General features: G+C 71.5%; 13 protein-coding genes. 9 read left to right on the forward strand and 4 right to left on the reverse strand.

Annotated features, from left to right (window positions below; genetic code table 11):
- Positions 1 to 20: 20 nt before the first annotated feature.
- Entirely contained in the window at positions 21 to 3,194 is a 3,174-nt protein-coding gene (gene ileS, locus ACQPZP_RS16355) for an isoleucine--tRNA ligase (RefSeq protein WP_433478461.1), read from the reverse strand.
- A 699-nt stretch (positions 3,195 to 3,893) separates the two neighbouring features.
- On the opposite strand from ileS, the gene ACQPZP_RS16360 reads away from it, so the two are divergent.
- From ACQPZP_RS16360 to dnaE, 4 genes are all read left to right on the forward strand, one after another.
- The gene (locus ACQPZP_RS16360) at positions 3,894 to 4,316 is read left to right on the forward strand and encodes a TraR/DksA family transcriptional regulator (protein ID WP_433479620.1); all 423 of its coding nucleotides are present in this window, start codon (positions 3,894 to 3,896) and stop codon (positions 4,314 to 4,316) included.
- On the forward strand, positions 4,289 to 5,020 hold the full coding sequence (gene lspA / locus ACQPZP_RS16365) for a signal peptidase II (protein WP_433478462.1): 732 nt from the start codon (positions 4,289 to 4,291) through the stop codon (positions 5,018 to 5,020). Before ACQPZP_RS16360 ends, lspA begins: the two co-directional genes overlap by 28 nt.
- Positions 5,020 to 5,952: an RluA family pseudouridine synthase gene (locus ACQPZP_RS16370; RefSeq protein ID WP_433478463.1), complete on the forward strand. Its 933-nt coding sequence runs from the start codon at positions 5,020 to 5,022 to the stop codon at positions 5,950 to 5,952. Before lspA ends, ACQPZP_RS16370 begins: the two co-directional genes overlap by 1 nt.
- Before the next feature lie 201 nt (positions 5,953 to 6,153).
- Positions 6,154 to 10,845, forward strand: a complete 4,692-nt coding sequence (dnaE, locus tag ACQPZP_RS16375) for a DNA polymerase III subunit alpha (RefSeq protein ID WP_433478464.1) — start codon at positions 6,154 to 6,156, stop codon at positions 10,843 to 10,845.
- Positions 10,846 to 11,091: 246 nt separating this feature from the next.
- Here the strand turns inward: dnaE and ACQPZP_RS16380 are convergent, their stop codons facing one another.
- Positions 11,092 to 11,796, reverse strand: coding sequence for a DUF6882 domain-containing protein (locus ACQPZP_RS16380; protein ID WP_433468627.1), 705 nt, complete (start codon positions 11,794 to 11,796; stop codon positions 11,092 to 11,094).
- A 128-nt stretch (positions 11,797 to 11,924) separates the two neighbouring features.
- Here ACQPZP_RS16380 and ACQPZP_RS16385 point away from each other — a divergent pair, with 128 nt between their 5' ends.
- On the forward strand, positions 11,925 to 12,527 hold the full coding sequence (locus tag ACQPZP_RS16385) for a hypothetical protein (RefSeq protein WP_433478465.1): 603 nt from the start codon (positions 11,925 to 11,927) through the stop codon (positions 12,525 to 12,527).
- On the opposite strand, the gene ybaK is transcribed toward ACQPZP_RS16385, so the two are convergent.
- A complete protein-coding gene (gene ybaK / locus ACQPZP_RS16390) occupies positions 12,411 to 12,908 on the reverse strand; it encodes a Cys-tRNA(Pro) deacylase (RefSeq protein ID WP_433478466.1) in 498 nt (165 codons plus the stop codon). The genes ACQPZP_RS16385 and ybaK overlap by 117 nt on opposite strands.
- Before the next feature lie 23 nt (positions 12,909 to 12,931).
- Positions 12,932 to 13,606 (reverse strand): LON peptidase substrate-binding domain-containing protein, encoded by a 675-nt coding sequence (locus ACQPZP_RS16395; protein WP_433478467.1) that lies wholly within the window; start codon positions 13,604 to 13,606, stop codon positions 12,932 to 12,934.
- Positions 13,607 to 13,782: 176 nt separating this feature from the next.
- Between ACQPZP_RS16395 and ACQPZP_RS16400 the strand changes: the two genes are divergently transcribed.
- The 4 genes from ACQPZP_RS16400 to hisB all read left to right on the forward strand — a co-directional run bounded on the left by ACQPZP_RS16400 (position 13,783) and on the right by hisB (position 17,645).
- A complete protein-coding gene (locus ACQPZP_RS16400; RefSeq protein WP_433478468.1) occupies positions 13,783 to 14,595 on the forward strand; it encodes a PhzF family phenazine biosynthesis protein in 813 nt (270 codons plus the stop codon).
- Between the two features lie 67 nt (positions 14,596 to 14,662).
- Positions 14,663 to 15,970, forward strand: a complete 1,308-nt coding sequence (gene hisD, locus ACQPZP_RS16405; RefSeq protein ID WP_433478469.1) for a histidinol dehydrogenase — start codon at positions 14,663 to 14,665, stop codon at positions 15,968 to 15,970.
- Entirely contained in the window at positions 15,967 to 17,055 is a 1,089-nt protein-coding gene (locus ACQPZP_RS16410; protein WP_433478470.1) for a histidinol-phosphate transaminase, read from the forward strand. Before hisD ends, ACQPZP_RS16410 begins: the two co-directional genes overlap by 4 nt.
- Complete coding sequence (gene hisB / locus ACQPZP_RS16415; protein WP_433478471.1) at positions 17,052 to 17,645, forward strand: imidazoleglycerol-phosphate dehydratase HisB; 594 nt, start codon at positions 17,052 to 17,054, stop codon at positions 17,643 to 17,645. Before ACQPZP_RS16410 ends, hisB begins: the two co-directional genes overlap by 4 nt.
- The last annotated feature ends 2 nt before the right edge of the window (positions 17,646 to 17,647 follow it).

Here is a 17,647-nt window from a genome sequence, read left to right on the forward strand (position 1 = left end):
TGCGGCCCGGCGGAGAACGATCACGCCTTGCGGAGGTAGTAGGTGAGGCCCAGGTCCTCGTCGCGGGCGGCGGGGAGGCCCTCGGGGCGGCCCTCGGTCACCGTGGCCGCGAGGACCTCGGCGGCCAGCTCGCCGCCGTGGGCGCGCAGCGCCTCGGCGAGGTCGGTGCCGGTGGCCTCCCACCACAGGTCGATGCGGTCGGTGACTTCCAGCCCGGCGGCCTTGCGGCCCTCCTGGACGAGCCGGACGGCCTCCCGCACCAGGCCCGCGCGGCGCAGTTCGGGCGTGACGGCGAGGTCGAGCGCGACCGTCTCGCCGGCGGCGCTCTCCACCGCCCAGCCGCTGCGCGGGCGCTCGGTGACGATCACGTCGTCGGGGCCGAGCGGCACCGTGCCGAGATCGGCGGCCTCGACCTCGGCGGAGCCCGCGCGCAGCGCCCGCACGAGGTCCGCCGGTCCGGCGGACGTGATCGCCTTGGCGACCTTCGGGGTGTCCTTGGCGTACCGCTTGCCCAGCTCGCGGAAGTTGGGCTTGACCTCGTACTCGACCAGGTCGCCGCCGATCGAGGACAGCTCCTCGAAGCCGAGGACGTTCAGCTCCTCGGAGATCTGGGCGCGCAGCTGCGCGGGCAGCGCGGACCAGCCGGCGGCGCCGACGAGGGCGCGGCCCAGGGGCTGCCGGGTCCGGACGCCGCTCGCGGAGCGGGCGGCGCGGCCCAGTTCGACCAGGCGGCGGACGAGCGCCATCTGCGCGGTCAGGTCCTCGTCGAGCAGTGCCTCGTCGACGGCGGGCCAGTCGGCGAGGTGCACGGACTCGGGGGCGTCCTCGGGGCGGATGACGTCCCAGACGTGGTCGGTGATGAACGGGACCATCGGCGCCATCAGGCGGGTGAGGGTCTCCAGGCACTCGTAGAGCGTCGCGAACGCGGCCGAGCCCTCGGGCGTCTCCGGGCCCTCCCAGAAGCGCCGGCGCGAACGCCGCACGTACCAGTTGGACAGGTCGTCGACGAACTGGGAGAGGCGCCGTCCCGCGCGGGCCGTGTCGAACTCCTCCAGCGCCGTGTCGACCTCGCGGACCGTGCCGTGCAGTTCGGCGAGCGCCCAGCGGTCCAGGAGGGGACGGTCGGCCGGGGCGGGCGCCTCGGACAGCCGGTCCGGCGTCCACGCGCGGCCCTGCGCCTGCGCCGCGTTCGCGTACAGGACGAAGAAGGACGCGGTGTTCCAGTAGGTGAGGAGGACCTTGCGGACGATCTCCTCCAGGGCGGCGTGCCCGACGCGGCGGGACGCCCAGGGCAGCCCGTTGGCGGCCATGAACCAGCGGACCGCGTCAGCGCCGTGCTCGTCCATCAGCGGGATGGGCCGGAGGACGTTGCCGAGGTGCTTGCTCATCTTGCGGCCGTCCTCGGCGAGGATCAGCCCGAGGCACACGACGTTCTCGTAGGACGACCGGTCGAACACGAGCGTGCCGACGGCCATGAGGGAGTAGAACCAGCCGCGGGTCTGGTCCTGGGCCTCGCAGATGTACTGCGCCGGGTAGGAGCTCTCGAAGACCTCGTTGCTGCGGAAGGGCGCGCCCCACTGGGCGAAGGGCATCGACCCGGAGTCGTACCAGGCGTCGATGACGTCCGGGACTCGGCGCGCCTCCGTCCCGCACTGGGGGCAGGGGAACGTGACGTCGTCGACGAAGGGGCGGTGCGGGTCGAGGGCGGACAGGTCCTCGCCCGCCCGCTCGCCCAGTTCCTTGAGCGACCCGACGCAGGTGACGTGGTCCTCGTCGGCGCCGCACACCCACAGGGGGAGGGGCGTACCCCAGTAGCGGCTGCGGGACAGCGACCAGTCGACGTTGTTGCGCAGCCACTCCCCGTACCGGCCGTGCTTGACCGTCTCGGGGTACCAGTTGGTCTTCTCGTTCTCCTCCAGGAGCCGGTCCTTGATCTGCGTGGTGCGGATGTACCAGGCAGGGAGCGCGTAGTAGAGCAGCGGCGTGTGGCAGCGCCAGCAGTGCGGGTAGCTGTGCTCGAAGTGGCCGCCGCGGAACAGCAGCCCGCGCGCGCGCATGTCGTCGGTGAGCGGCTCGTCGGCGTCCTTGAAGAACTTGTTGCCGACCAGGGGGACCTCACGCAGGAAGCGCCCGTCCGGCCCGATCGGGTTGACGATCGGCATCCCGTAGCGCTTGCAGACGGTCATGTCGTCGCCGCCGAACGCGGGCGCCTGGTGGACGAGGCCGGTGCCGTCCTCGACGGTGACGTAGTCGCCCAGGACGACGTAGTGCGCGTCCGGGATGTCGACCAGTTCGAAGGGCCGCTGGTAGGTCGTCCGCTCAAGTTCGGTGCCCTGGAACGTGGCCAGCCGTTCGGCGCCCTCACCGAGCACCTGGTCCAGGAGGGGCTCCGCGACGACGAGCACCTCGTCCGCCCCATTCGGGCGGGCCGCGACGTAGGTGACGTCCGGGTGGACGGCCACGGCGGTGTTGGACACCAGCGTCCAGGGGGTCGTGGTCCAGATGAGCAGTGCGGCGCCCATCTCGGCGAGCGGGCCGGACGTGACGGGCATCCGCACGTACACCGACGGGCTGGACACCGTCTCGTACCCGCCCGGCTGGCCCAGCTCATGGTCGGACAGGCCCGTCCCGCAGCGGGGGCAGTACGGCGTGATGCGGAAGTCGCGGAAGAGCAGGCCCTTGTCGAACACCTGCTTCAGGGACCACCAGACGGCCTCGACGTACTCGGGGTCCATCGTCCGGTACGCCTGGTCGGTGTTGACCCAGTAGCCCATGCGCTCGGTCATCTCTTCGAACGCGTCCACGTGGCGCAGGACCGATTCGCGGCAGCGGGCGTTGAACTCCGCGACGCCGTACTCCTCGATGTCCTTCTTGCCGGTGAGGCCGAGCTCCTTCTCCACGGCGACCTCGACGGGCAGCCCGTGGCAGTCCCAGCCGGCCTTGCGCGGGACGTGGTGGCCCTTCATGGTCTTGAAGCGGGGGAAGACGTCCTTGAACACGCGGGCCTCGACGTGGTGGACGCCCGGCATGCCGTTGGCGGTCGGCGGCCCCTCGTAGAACACCCACGGGGTGCCGGACGCGGTGCGTTCCAGCGACCGCTCGAAAACCTTGTTCTCCTGCCAGCGGCGCAGCATGTCCCGCTCCAGGGCGGGCAGATCGACCTGCGCGGGCAGCGGCCGAAAAGCTCGGCTCACGATGGCGGACCTCCGGATCGACGTGGGCACGTTGACCGGAGGGACGAGGCGCATGCCCCGCGGTACCACCCTCCTTGACCGTGCCCGGACGGCACGGCCCGCTTCGTTCGAGTCTCGGCTGCCGGGTCTGGCGCGCTCCGTGGACGGAGGCGGTTCTTCCGGCGGCTCCGGGGTGATCAGACCGCCGGGCTCGCCCCCGGGCTCGCACCGTCCCCGGGTCGCTCATGGCTGCGTGCGGCGGCAGGTGTCCCCATCAGCGCCTGCCATACGACTGCTCGTCCAGACTTTAACGCACGCCGGCCCCTTCCTCTTCCCGTTTTCCGCGCCGCGCCGGGCCGCGCGGTTCCTTTGCGATCTCGTGCGGTGTCCTGGGGTTTCCGGGCGATCGGCGACCGGGCATAAGCGGTCGGTAACACGGCCCAGGTTGTTTACCGTGTCTGAGAGAGGGGACCAATGCTGCCCGCACTGCCCGTCGAGGCGACCAGCGCGAGGGAGGCCGACATGCCCGGCGCGAGGAAGGGCGCGACGCCCGCCGCAAGCAAGACCCGGGGCCCGGCGCGGCCGTCCCAGAGCAGGACGGCGACCGGGAGGACGGCCGCGGCCAAGCCGCCCGCCGCCACGAGTCCCGCGGCCGCGGGCGCCGCCGCGAAGCAGGGCAGGCGGGCGCCGGCGAAGGCGGGCAAGGCCGGCAAGGCGGGGGTGCGGGACCGGCGGGAGCCGGCGAAGGCGACGGCCGCGGCGCTGCCGGTCCGCGAGGGGGAGCACCAGTGGACGCCGGACGAGCTCGCCGAGGTGCGGGCCGGCCTGGAGGAGCAGATCTCGGCGCTGCGGGCCGAGATCGCCGCGTCCGCGAGCCAGATCGCCGAGGGCGACACCAGCGACGGGGCCGGCGACGACCAGGCCGACGCGGGCGCCAAGACCTACGAGCGCGAGCACGAGCTCGCGCTGGCCTACAATTCACAGGACCTGCTCGCCCAGATAGAGCGGGCCGTCCAGCGGATGGAAGCCGGCACGTACGGGACCTGCGAGTCCTGCGCCAAGCCGATCGGCAAGGCGCGCCTCCAGGTCTTTCCGCGTGCGACCCTGTGTGTGACATGCAAACAACGCGAGGAACGTCGCTGAGCGACTCAACGAACCCAGAGCGCGAGGCCGGGGAGACCACGGGATCTCCTCGGCCGCGCCGCGTCGGCGTGCTGGTCGGCGTGGCCCTGGCCGCGCTCGCCGCCGACATCGTGTCCAAGATCGTCGTGGTGGCGACGCTGCAGGACCGGGAGCCGGTCCGGCTGCTCGGCGGGCTGCTGACGCTGCGCGAGACCCGCAACAGCGGCGCCGCGTTCTCGATCGGCACCGGCTACACGATCGTGTTCACCCTGATCGCCTGCGGCGTGGTGGTGGCGATCCTGCGGACGGCCCGCAACCTGCGGAGCGCGCCGTGGGCGGTCTGCCTCGGCCTGCTGCTCGGCGGCGCGATCGGCAACCTCATCGACCGGCTGCTGCGGGCCCCGGCCCCGCTGAAGGGCCATGTCGTCGACTGGATCCAGCTGCCGCACTGGCCGGTGTTCAACCTGGCCGACTCGGCGATCGTCTGCGGCGGCGTGCTGGCCGTGCTGCTGGCGGCGCGCGGGCTCCAGGTCGACGGGACGCGCCTCGCCGGCAAGGACCAGGCCCCCGGCGAGGACGAGGCCGGCCCCGAGGGCGAGACCGCCCCCCAGGCCGGGAAGCCCGAACCGGAGGCCGGGTCCAAGGCCGATGGCGCGGCCGATGACGCGCCCGGGCCGGAGACCCGCGACGAGGCTGAGGTTCCGGCGCCGGAAGAGAAGTCCTGATGGGCGAGGTGCGCAGCCTCCCCGTGCCGGACGGCCTGGAGGGCGAGCGGGTCGACGCCGCGCTGGCCCGGCTGTTCGGGGTGTCGCGGGGCAGCGCCGCCGAGATCATCGCCGCCGGCGAGGTGCTGCTGGACGGCGCCCAGGTGGCCACCAAGTCCGAGCGGCTGCGCGCCGGAGCGTGGCTGGAGGTCACCCTCCCGCCGCCGCCCGCCGCGCCCGCGCCGGTCGCCGAGCCCGTCCCCGGGATGGGCGTGCTGTTCGAGGACGACGACATCGTCGTGGTCAACAAGCCGGTCGGCGTCGCCGCCCATCCAACGACCGGGTGGACGGGCCCGACCGTCCTCGGCGGGCTGCTCGGTGCCGGGCACACGATCGCGACCAGCGGCGCGTCCGAGCGGCAGGGCATCGTGCACCGGCTGGACGCCAACACCACCGGGGCGATGGTCGTCGCGAAGAGCGAGGTCGCCTACTCGCGGCTCAAGCGCGCCTTCAAGGAGCGCCGCATCGACAAGCGCTACCAGGCACTCGTCCAAGGGCATCCCGACCCGTTCCGCGGGACGGTCGACGCGCCCATCGACCGGCACCCCTCCGGCGACGGACGGTTCGCGGTCGTGGCGGGCGGCAAGCCGTCCGTCACCCACTACGACACCGTCGAGGCGTTCCGGGCCGCGACGCTCCTCGACATCGATCTGGAGACGGGGCGCACCCACCAGATCCGCGTCCACATGTCCGCGATCCGGCATCCGTGCGTCGGCGACATGGCCTACGGGGCCGACCCGACCTTGGCGGAGCGGCTCGGTCTCGGGCGGCAATGGCTGCACGCCGTCCGGCTGGGTTTCGACCATCCGACGAAGGGCGAGTGGGTGGAGTTCGAGAGCCCCTACCCGGACGACCTGGCCCGCGCCCTGGAGATCGTCGAAGCGGAGTCCTGACCCGCGGAGGCCGGGCGGACCGGACGGCGGGGTTCCGGGGCGCGTCGGGGCGCGAGTGACGGGTGAAGCGGTTAGGCTCGCACCACCGCGTCATCCCGGCGCCCCGCTCCGGGTTGACGATCTTCCCCCGGTACCGACACGCGACCACGTGCGGCCACGCGCGTGGGCGCTCGCATGCGACGAGCAGGAGGCGCAGCAGGCATGGCCGACTCTTTCGTTCACCTGCACGTTCATACCGAGTACTCCATGCTCGACGGAGCCGCCCGGTTGAAGCAGATGTTCGAGGAGGTCGGGCGGCAGGAGATGCCGGCGATCGCCATGACCGACCACGGCAACATGCACGGCGCCTACGAGTTCTGGAAGCACGCCAGCGCCGCGGACGTCACCCCGATCATCGGCTGCCTGCTCGCCGGCCAGGAGATCCTCACCGCAGAGGGCGTCAAGCACGTCGAGGACGTCCGGGTGGGAGACCTCGTCCTGACGCATCGGGGCCGCTTCCGGCGCGTGCTGAGGACGATGCGGCGCGCTTACTCCGGGCGCGGGTACAGGATCGAACTCGCGGGCCGGTACGGACGCACCCTGACCTTGACGGAAGAACATCCGGTCCTGGTCCGCACCCCGGACGGTCTGGTGGACTGGAAGAAGCCCGGAGACATCCTGGCGGGGCGGCGCACCGCCAGGGGCGGCGTCGACTCATGGAATTCCTGGGCATGCCTGCCCAAGCTCGCCGACGAACGGCGGACGCTCGACATTCTTCCGCTGATGCCCGGCGGTTTCACCGAAGACCCCGCGGGCGGGTTGCGACGCGCCTATGCGTCCGAACACCGCACGGACCACGTGTGGCCCGCGCTGCCGCGCCGGATCACCTTGGACCATGACTTCGGCTACCTGCTCGGGCTGTACGCCGCCGAGGGCCATCTGCAGGCCCGGGACGGTGAGCTGACGGGCGGCATCGGGATCACGCTCAACCAGGCCGAAGAGCTGCTCGCGGACCGGTGGCGACGCCTGCTCGGCCGCTTCGAGATCCCGTCTCAGACGTACCCCCGGCCCGAGAAGGGCTCCCAGGAGATCAGCGCCTGCTGTGTACCACTGGCCTCGGTCTTCGCGAGGCTGGTGGGTCGAGGAGCCCGTGGCAAGCGGGTACCGGACTGCGTGCTCAACGGACCCGCCGACGTCCGCAGGGGCTTCCTCGACGGTTTCCTCGACGGCGACGGCCGGTCGTCGGCGGCGGTTACGAACACCGCCGGCCGACGTGACATCAAGGTCGCCTCCCGATCACTGGCTTGGGGCGTGCGTGCGCTCCTCGCCGACCTCGGGCATTGGAGCACGGTGTCCAGTGGCGTCGAGAAGGGGAACTTCCCTCAAGGACGGAGCGACCACGACTACCGCTGGTACCAGGTTTCCTATCACCCGGACCGTGCCTACGCCCGAACCATCGAGGACGACGACTACCTGTACCGTCCGATCCGGCACGTGGAGGCCGTCGAGCTGGAGTGCGAGGTCTTCAATTTCGAGGTCGAGGAGGACAACTCCTACGTCTCGGACTTCATCCTGCACAACTGCGAGGCGTACATGGCGCCCGAATCCCGCTTCCACAAGAAGAAGGTGCAGTGGGGCGAGCCGAGCCAGAAGCGGGACGACGTGTCGGGCGGTGGTCTGATCAACCACATGACGCTCTGGGCCCGAAACAGGGCCGGGCTGCACAATATGTTCAAGCTGTCCAGCCGTGCATACACCGAAGGCTTCGTCTTCAAGTACGCGCGCATGGACGAGGAACTGTTGGCCGAGCACGCCGAGGGCGTCATGGGAACGACCGGCTGCCCGTCCGGAAAGATCCAGACGCGGCTACGGCTCGGCCAGTTCGACGAGGCGCTGAAGGCCGCCGCGAACTTCCAGGACATCCTGGGCAAGGAGAACTACTTCCTTGAGCTGATGGACCACGGGCTCGACATCGAGCGCAACGTTCGGCAGGGCCTGCTCGACATCGGCAAGAAGCTCGGGATCCCCCCGGTGGTGACCAACGACTCGCACTACACCCACGAGTCGGAGGCGACCGCGCACGACGCGCTGCTGTGCGTGCAGGTCGGCAAGCAGCTCGCCGACCCCGACCGGTTCCGGTTCAACGGCAGCGGCTACTACCTCAAGACCGCCGACGAGATGCGCGGAATCGACTCCTCTGACGCCTGGCTGGAGGGTTGCCGCAACACCCTCATGATCGCCGAGCGCGTCGATCCCGCCGGCATGTTCGAGTACCGCGACCTCAGCCCCCGCTTCCCCGTGCCCGAGGGCGAGACGGAGGAGAGCTGGTTCCGCAAGGAGGTCTGGAAGGGCCTGGAGCGCCGCTTCCCCGACGGTCTCCCGGACGGCTACAAGGAGCAGGCCGAGTACGAGATGGGCGTCATCCTCGGCAAGGGGTACCCCTCGTACTTCCTGGTCGTGGCCGACTTCATCATGTGGGCCAAGGAGAACGGCATCCTGGTCGGGCCGGGGCGAGGCAGCGCGGCGGGCTCCCTGATCGCGTACGCGATGGGCATCACCGACCTCGACCCGATCCCGCACGGGCTGATCTTCGAGCGGTTCCTGAACCCCGAGCGCGCGTCCATGCCCGACATCGACATCGACTTCCCTGAAGACCGGCGCGCCGAGGTCATCCGCTACACCACCGAGAAGTGGGGCGCCGACAAGGTCTCGTTCATCGCCACCTTCGGCACCATCAAGGCGAAGGCCGCCATCAAGGACGCCGGCCGCGTCCTCGGCTTCCCGTACGCGCTCGGCGACCGGATCTCCAAGGCGTTCCCGCCCGCCGTGATGGGCAAGGACATCCCGCTCTCGGGGATCTTCGACGACAAGCACCCCCGCCACGGCGAGGCGGGCGAGCTGCGCAAGCTGTACGAGGAAGAGACCGACGTCAAGCAGATCATGGACCTGGCGCAGGGCCTGGAGGGCCTGATCCGCCAGACCGGCGTGCACGCCGCCGGGATCATCATGTCCGGTGAGACGATCACCGACCACGTCCCGATCATGCGCCGGGACGCCGACGGCGCGATCATCACGCAGTTCGACTACCCGACCTGCGAGACGCTCGGCCTGCTGAAGATGGACTTCCTGGGCCTGCGGAACCTGACGATCATCGACGACGCGCTCAAGGGCATCAAGAAGAACAAGGGCGTCGACGTCGACCTGCTCGGCCTCCCGCTGGACGACCAGCCGACCTACGAGCTGCTCGCCCGCGGCGACACCCTCGGCGTGTTCCAGTTCGACGGCGGGCCGATGCGCTCCCTGCTCCGCCTGATGAAGCCGGACAACTTCGAGGACATCTCCGCCGTCGGCGCCCTCTACCGGCCCGGCCCGATGGGCGCGAACTCCCACACCAACTACGCGCTCCGCAAGAACGGGCAGCAGGAGATCACCCCGATCCACCCGGAGCTGGAGGAGCCCCTCAAGGAGATCCTCGACACGACCTACGGCCTGATCGTCTACCAGGAGCAGGTCATGGCGATCGCGCAGAAGGTGGCCGGGTACACGCTCGGCAAGGCGGACCTGCTCCGCCGCGTCATGGGCAAGAAGAAGAAGGCCGAACTGGACGCCCAGTTCGTCGGGTTCGAGCAGGGCATGGCCGACAACGGCTTCTCCAAGGAGGCCGTGAAGACGCTGTGGGACATCCTCGTCCCGTTCTCCGACTACGCGTTCAACAAGGCGCACTCCGCCGCCTACGGGCTGGTCTCCTACTGGACGGCCTACCTGAAGGCGAACTACCCGGCCGAGTACATGGCGGGCCTGCTCACGTCCGTCGGCGACGACAAGGACAAGAGCGCCCTGTACCTGTCGGAGTGCCGCCGGATGGGCCTGAAGGTGCTGCCGCCGGACGTCAACACGTCCGAGGCCGACTTCACCCCGCTCGGCGACACCGAGATCCGCTTCGGGCTGTCGGCGGTCCGCAACGTCGGCCACAACGTGGTGGACGGCATCGTCGCGGCCCGCCGGGAGAAGGGCGCCTACACCGACTTCAACGACTTCCTGAACAAGGTCCCGCCGCAGGTGTGCAACAAGCGGGTCGTGGAGTCGCTGATCAAGGCGGGCGCGTTCGACGAGCTGGGCCACCAGCGCAAGGCGCTGCTGATGGTGCACGAGCAGGCGATCGACTCGGTCATCGACATCAAGCGCAAGGAGGCCGTCGGGCAGGACTCCCTGTTCGGCGCCCTGGAGGACGACGGCGGCGAGGACGCGTTCGCCGTCGCGATCCCCGAGGGCGAGGAGTGGGACAAGACCACCCTGCTCGCCTTCGAGCGGGAGATGCTCGGCCTGTACGTGTCGGACCACCCGCTCCTCGGCGTCGAGCACATCCTGGAACGCGAGGCCGACTGCACCATCGCCGTCCTGAACGAGGGCGAGCGGCCCGACGGCCAGATCGTGGTCATCGCGGGCCTGCTGTCCGGGCTGCAGCGCAAGGTCACCAAGCAGGGCAACTCGTGGGCCATGTTCCAGCTGGAGGACCTCGGCGGCTCCATCGAGGTGCTGTGCTTCCCGTCGTCGTACCAGCTGTGCTCGACGCTCCTCGCCGAGGACGCGATCCTGATCGTCAAGGGGAGGCTGGACCGCCGCGAGGACGTCGCGAAGATCATCGCGATGGAGGTCACCCAGCCGGACCTGACCATCACCGACGCGACCGGCCCGTTCTCGGTCATGATGCCGCTCGGCCGCTGCACGCCCCCCACGGTGTCGCGGCTGAAGGAGGTCCTGATCACCCATCCCGGCACCTCCGAGGTGCACCTGCACCTCCAGAACGGCCCGCGCACCACGGTCGTCCGCCTGGACGACAAACTCCGGGTGGCGCCGTCCCCGGCCCTGATGGGCGACCTGAAGCAGCTGCTCGGCCCGTCCTGCCTCGGCTGACGCATGCCCGCTGTGCCCATGGCAGCGCCCTCCTCCTTCGGGCCTGGCGGCCCTCCATCGTCGGGCGATGCGAGCGATCGCGGCATCGCTCCGGCTCGCCTGGCGGCTCGCTGCGCGATCAGTTTCTCGCAAGCTCGAAACTGCCTTCGGACGCGATCGCAACGGCACAGGTTGTTGCGTGGTCGCGGCCGCGGCTGAGGTCGTCGCGTCGGCCAGCGGTGCTGTGCACCGCCCTTCAGACGGCGGCTAAGTGCCGAGGACGGCGGGGGTCAGTTCGGCCTTCCAGTCGACGAAGCGGCCCAGGCCGTCGAAGCGGGCGCGGGCGGTGCCGCCGCCGGGGAGGAGCACCTCGGTCAGCACGTCCGTCTGTCGGTAGGGGACGCGGTGGCGCGACAGGAGGCCGGCGAGCGTCAGCCGCGGCTCGCGCGGGAACAGGCTCGCCGCGTTCGCCAGCAGCCGGGGGAGCGGCACCGGGTCCCACCGGGCGGGCGGCGCCTGGGGGTCGTCCACGTGCAGGTAGGCGGAGCCGCCGTCGTAGCCGGCGCCGATGTAGCCGGCGCCGCCGAGGACGCCGCCCGCGGCCATCGCGATGAGTTCGCCGCCGTGCCCGGCGGGCCCCTCGTACCAGGACAGGTCGACCTCCGGGGTGACGAACTCGGTGATGCCGAGCCGCTCGCCGAGCGTCCGGATGACCAGCGTCGGGGCGACCGCGGGGTGCGCGTCGCCGAACTGCGGGTTGGCCCAGCCCCACAGCCAGGTGCGCTCCCGCGCCGCGTAGCTGCCGAGCAGCGAGACCCGCACGGTGACGCCGCCGCTGGAGTAGGTGCGGGCGGTCAGGTCGGCGCTCCAGTCCTCGCGGGGCAGGAACTCGGCGAGCGTCTCCTGCTGCTGCAGGACGACGGCCGCCAGCGCGGCGCCGAGGCGATGGAACGCAGGACTGAATCCGGACATGTCGGGCACATTATCCCAGTAATCGTGGCGGTCGTGGGCGGGAATCGGACACCCTTCGAGAGTCGATCGGCTGACCTGGGCAGGCTAGGCTTTCGCTGTCAGAGGACTTCCACCTAGGAGCGTACGAGGTGCGGCGACCGACCGGGAGGCTCTTGGCGATCTGGGCGGTCACCAGCGGCGTCGTCACGCTGCTGGGACCGCTCGCCGGACTGCTGTGGGCGGCGACCGTTCCCAAGGTGACGTATGTGGTCGTGCAGGGTGAGGCACTTCTGGCCGACCCGGAAGGCCAGGGGCCGATCGGCATCGACGCCCGCTTCGCCCTGATCGCGCTCGTCGCCGGGGTCCTGTGCGGCGTCGGCGCCTACCTGGCCGGCGGGCGCGGCAACGACATCGCGCTGCTGCTCGGGCTGGCCGCCGGCGGTGTCGCCGCGGCCGTCCTCGCCTGGAAGACCGGCCACCAGATCGGGCTGGGGCACTTCGAGGACGTGGTCCGGCACGGGCGCGACGGCGCCACCGTCACCGGCGTCGCCGACCTGCGCGCCAGGGGCGTGCTCGTGTTCTGGGCGCTGCCGGCGGTCGCCGTGTACGGGCTGCTGGAGATGGTCGTCCGGCGGCTACCCGCGGGCGATCCCGGCGACGCGGGCGCCGGTGAGGCGGACGAGGTCGGCGGGGACGAGCTCGATCTGGAGTCCGCGCCGGCCGGCCGAGACATAGACGGTCGCGAGCGCTGACACCGACGCGTCGATCACGGTCGGCAGCCGCCGGCGCTGCCCGAGCGGGCTGATCCCGCCGACGACGTACCCGGTGGCGCGCTCGGCGTCCTTCGGGTCGGCCATCCGCGCCTTCTTCCCGCCGGCCGCCGCGGCGAGCGCCTTCAGGTCCAGGCTGGACGACACGGGGACGACCCCGACCGTGAGGTTCCCGTCGACCTCCGCCAGCAGCGTCTTGAAGATCCGGTCGTGCGGGACGCCCAGTGCGTCGGCGGCGGCCTCCCCGAAGGACTCGGCGTCCGGGTCCACCTCGTAGGTGTGCAGCGTGAAGCCGACCTCGGCCTTCGCCGCGGCGACCGTCGCCGGCGTCCCCTTGCCGCCCTTGGCTTTGGCTGTGCTCATGGAGGGCAGTCTGCCGTGATCCTTCAGTTCGGCGTGAACGACCCGTCCAGGAACTGCCCGGCGGGGATCATCGGGAGCACGTCCAGGATGCGGTTCTCCCGGGCCAGCAGCTCCCGCTCCGCCTCCAGCCGCAGCGTCGCGTCCTCGCACTCCAGCAGCCGCTGCTTGTCGTGCCCGTCCAGGACGAGCGACGCCGCGATCGCGTACGACAGCGCGACCGGGGTCTCCGGCGGCTCCGCCCTGTCGACATGCCCGGCGCCGGCGGCCCCGAGCCGGTGCCGGTAGAGCCGGAACAGCCGCCGGACCCGGGCCGCGACGGGTTCCGGGTCGCTCCCGGGCTCCTCGGGCAGGAACTCGACCTCGCCGCGCAGATAGGGGCGGGACCGGTCCAGCTCCTTCAGCCTGAACCGCCGGGTGCCTACCGTCACGACGTCGTACCGCCCGTCCGGATGCGGCGTCACCTCGCGCAGTTCGGCGACGCAGCCGATCTCGGCGAGGCGGTGCGCGGCCCCCTCGCCGACCTCGTGGCCGAGTTCGATGCCGACGACGCCGAACCCCCGGGGTTCGGGCTGGTCGAGGAGGTCGCCGATCAGCCGCCGGTACCGGTCCTCGAACAGATGCAGCGGGAGCACCAGGCCGGGGAACAGCACGGTGCCCAGGGGGAACAGGGCGAGCCGCTCGGTCACAACTTCTCCCACGCTCCTGGGCGCCACCGGGAAACGCCCTCCGCCGCAAGAGTACGTCGATATTGATGATCTTGGTAAGGGTGGATTTTTCAGAGTGTGAAGCGGGTGTCATCGACGCGGCGCCGGCGGGCCACTTCTCGCGGATTGGCCATGCCGCGGCCGCCGGGACGGCCGATAGCGTCGGCGGCATGAGGATGCTCGTCGTTGACGCCTTCGCCGACCGACCGTTCGCAGGCAACCCGGCCGGGGTGTGCCTGCTCCGCGACGCCGCCGATCCCGGATGGATGCAGCGCGTCGCCGCCGAGATGAAGCACTCCGAGACGGCGTTCGTCCGTCCGCTGGGGGAGTCCGGTGGCGGTTTCGAACTGCGGTGGTTCACGCCTGTGACGGAGGTCGCCCTCTGCGGGCACGCCACCCTCGCATCCGCGCAGGCCCTCTACGAGATCGGGATGGTCTCCCCGGACCACCTGATCTCGTTCAACACGCTGAAAAGCGGCGTCCTCACCGTCGCCCGCGAGGAGGACGGCGCCCTGTCGATGGACTTCCCGGCCGTCCCCGCCGAGCCGACCGGCATCCCGGAAGGGCTCGCGGAGGCTCTCGGCGTCCCGGTCCTGAGCGCCGGGCGCAACGCCCAGAACGACCGGCTCATCGAGGTCGCCGACGAGACGTCGGTCCGCAAGCTCGCCCCGGACATCAGGGCGCTCGCCGCGATCGACGCCCGCGGCGTGATCGTCACGGCGGCGGCCGACCCCGGGCAGGAGCACGACTTCGTGTCCCGCTTCTTCGCCGCGCGCGTCCTGGGGGGTCACGGCGAGGACCCGGTGACCGGCTCCGCGCACTGCGCCCTTGCGCCCTACTGGGCTGAGCGTCTCGGCCGGGACACCCTGACCGGCTACCAGGCGTCCGAACGTGGCGGCTACGTCCGCGTCGCCTTGCGCGGCGACCGGGTGACGCTGTCCGGCCGGGCCGTCATCGTCCTGGACGGCACCCTGAGCGCGTGACCGACACACGCGTCTCGGCACGTGAGACGGTGCGCGGCGGACCGAGGCCACTCCGTAGACTGGACGGGTGATTTCCCGTATCGACCTGCGCGGCTCGCTTCCCGGCGATCCGCGCTCCGTGCTGCCCCGCGCCGAACTCGACGTCGAGGCCGCCCTGGAGAAGGTGCGGCCCATCTGCGAGGACGTCCGCCATCGCGGCTCGGAGGCGGTCCGGGAGTACACGAAGGCGTTCGACGGGGTCGAGCAGGAGAGCACGCGGGTTCCGGTCGAGACCGTCCACCGGGCCCTCGCCGACCTCGATCCGGCCGTACGGGACGCGCTGGAGGAGAGCATCCGCCGCGCCCGCGTCGTGCACCGCGCGCAGCGCCGCACCGACGTGACCACGCGGGTCGTGCCCGGCGGCACCGTCACCGAGAAGTGGATCCCGGTCGGGCGGGTCGGCCTGTACGTGCCGGGCGGGCGCGCCGTCTACCCGTCCAGCGTGGTGATGAACGTCGTCCCCGCGCAGGAGGCGGGCGTCGGCTCCCTCGCCGTCACCTCGCCCGCGCAGAAGGAGTCCGGCGGGCTGCCGCACCCCACGATCCTGGCGGCGTGCGCGCTCCTCGGCGTGGACGAGGTGTACGCCGCCGGCGGCGCGCAGGCGATCGCCATGTTCGCCTACGGCACCGGGGAGTGCCCGCGCGCCGACCTGGTCACCGGGCCCGGCAACGTCTACGTCGCCGCCGCCAAGCGGCTGCTCAAGGGCGTGATCGGCATCGACGCCGAGGCGGGCCCGACGGAGATCGCGATCCTCGCCGACGGCACCGCGGACCCGGTGGACGTCGCCGCCGACCTGATCAGCCAGGCCGAGCACGACACGCTCGCCGCCGCCGTCCTGGTGACCGACTCGGTGCGGCTCGCCGACGAGGTCGAGGCCGAGCTGAAGGCCCAGGTCGCGCGCACCAGGCACACCGAGCGGATCACCGAGGCGCTCGCCGGGCGGCAGTCCGGCATCGTCCTGGTGGACGGGATCGAGGACGGCCTGAAGGTCGTGGACGCCTACGCCGCCGAGCACCTGGAGATCCAGACCGCGGACGCGTCCGCGGTCGCCGCCCGCGTCCGCAACGCGGGGGCGATCTTCGTGGGCCGGCACGCGCCGGTGTCGCTCGGCGACTACCTCGCGGGGTCCAACCACGTCCTGCCGACCGGCGGGTGCGCCTGCCACTCGTCCGGCCTGTCGGTGCAGTCGTTCCTGCGCGGCGTGCACGTCGTCGAGTACGACCGCGACGCCCTCGCCGCCGCGACCGCCCGCGTGGTCGCGCTCGCCGAGGCCGAGGACCTGCCCGCGCACGGCGCCGCCCTGAAGGCCCGCTTCGACTGGGAGATCCCTTCGTGACCTCGCTCAACGACCTGCCGCTCCGGGACGACCTGCGCGGCCGGGAGCCCTATGGGGCGCCGCAGCTCGACGTCCCGTACGCGCTGAACACCAACGAGAACCCGTACCCGCCGTCCGGCCGCCTCGTGCAGGCCATCGGCGAGGCCGTCATGGACGCCGCCGGTTCGCTGAACCGCTACCCCGACCGGGACGCGGTCGCGCTCCGCGAGGACCTCGCCGCCTTCCTCAACGCCGACACGCCGGGCGTGGGCCTCACCGCCGGGCGGGTGTGGGCCGCCAACGGCTCCAACGAGATCATCCAGCAGATCCTGCAGGCGTTCGGCGGCGCCGGCCGGACCGCGCTCGGCTTCGAGCCGTCCTACTCGATGCACCCGATCATCACCGGGGTGTCCGGGACCCGCTGGGTCGACGCCTTCCGGGACGAGGACTTCGGCCTCGAACCGGAGCGCGCCGTCGCGGCCGTCGAGGAGCACCGGCCCGACATCGTGTTCCTGACCTCGCCGAACAACCCGACCGGCACCGCCCTGCCGCTGGACGCGATCAAGGCGGTGCTGGAGGCGGCGCCCGGCATGGTCGTCGTCGACGAGGCGTACGCCGAGTTCCGCCGCGCGGGGACCCCGTCGGCGCTGACACTGCTGGACGGGAACCCGCGCCTGATCGTCACGAGGACGATGTCCAAGGCGTTCGCGATGGCCGGGACCCGCCTCGGCTACCTGGCCGCGGACCCCGCCGTGATCGATGCGCTGCTGCTCGTCCGGCTGCCCTACCACCTGTCGGCCGTCACCCAGGCCGTGGCGCGCACCGCCCTCGCCCACGGCGAGGAGCTGCTCGGCGGCGTCGAGGCCCTGCGCCGCGACCGCGACGCCGTCGTCGCCTGGCTGCGCGCCGAGGGGTTCCGGGTGGCCGACTCCGACGCCAACTTCGTCCTGTTCGGGACGTTCCCGGACCGCCGGAAGGTCTGGGAGAAACTGCTCGACCGCGGCGTGCTGATCCGGGAGGTGGGACCGCCCGAGTGGCTGCGGGTCAGCGTCGGCACCCCCGAGGAGATGGCCGCCTTCCGCACTGCACTGAAGGAGAGCGTGTGACGCGCAAGGGACGAGTCGAACGCGGGACCAAGGAGACCCAGGTCCTCGTCGAGATCGACCTGGACGGCACCGGGCAGGTCGACGTGGCGACCGGCGTGGGGTTCTTCGACCACATGCTGGCCCAGCTCGGCAAGCACGGGTCGTTCGACCTGACCGTCAAGACCGCCGGCGACCTGCACATCGACAGCCACCACACGATCGAGGACACCGCCATCGCGCTCGGCCAGGCGTTCCGCGAGGCGCTCGGCGACAAGGCCGGCATCCGCCGGTTCGCCGACGCCTCCATCCCCCTCGACGAGGCGCTCGCGCAGGTCGCCGTGGACGTGTCCGGCCGGCCCTACCTGGTGCACGTGGAACCGGACGGCATGGCCCCGATGATCGGCCCCGAGTACGACACCACGATGACCCGGCACATCTTCGAGTCGTTCGTGTCGAACGCCCAGGTGGCGCTGCACGTCCACGTCCCGTACGGGCGCAACGCCCACCACATCGTCGAGGCGCAGTTCAAGGCCCTGGCCCGCGCGCTGCGCGACGCGGTGGCGTTCGACCCGAAGGTGCACGGCATCCCCTCCACCAAGGGGGCCCTGTAGCC

The organism is Spirillospora sp. CA-142024, assembly GCF_050942325.1.
Classification (GTDB): domain Bacteria; phylum Actinomycetota; class Actinomycetes; order Streptosporangiales; family Streptosporangiaceae; genus Spirillospora.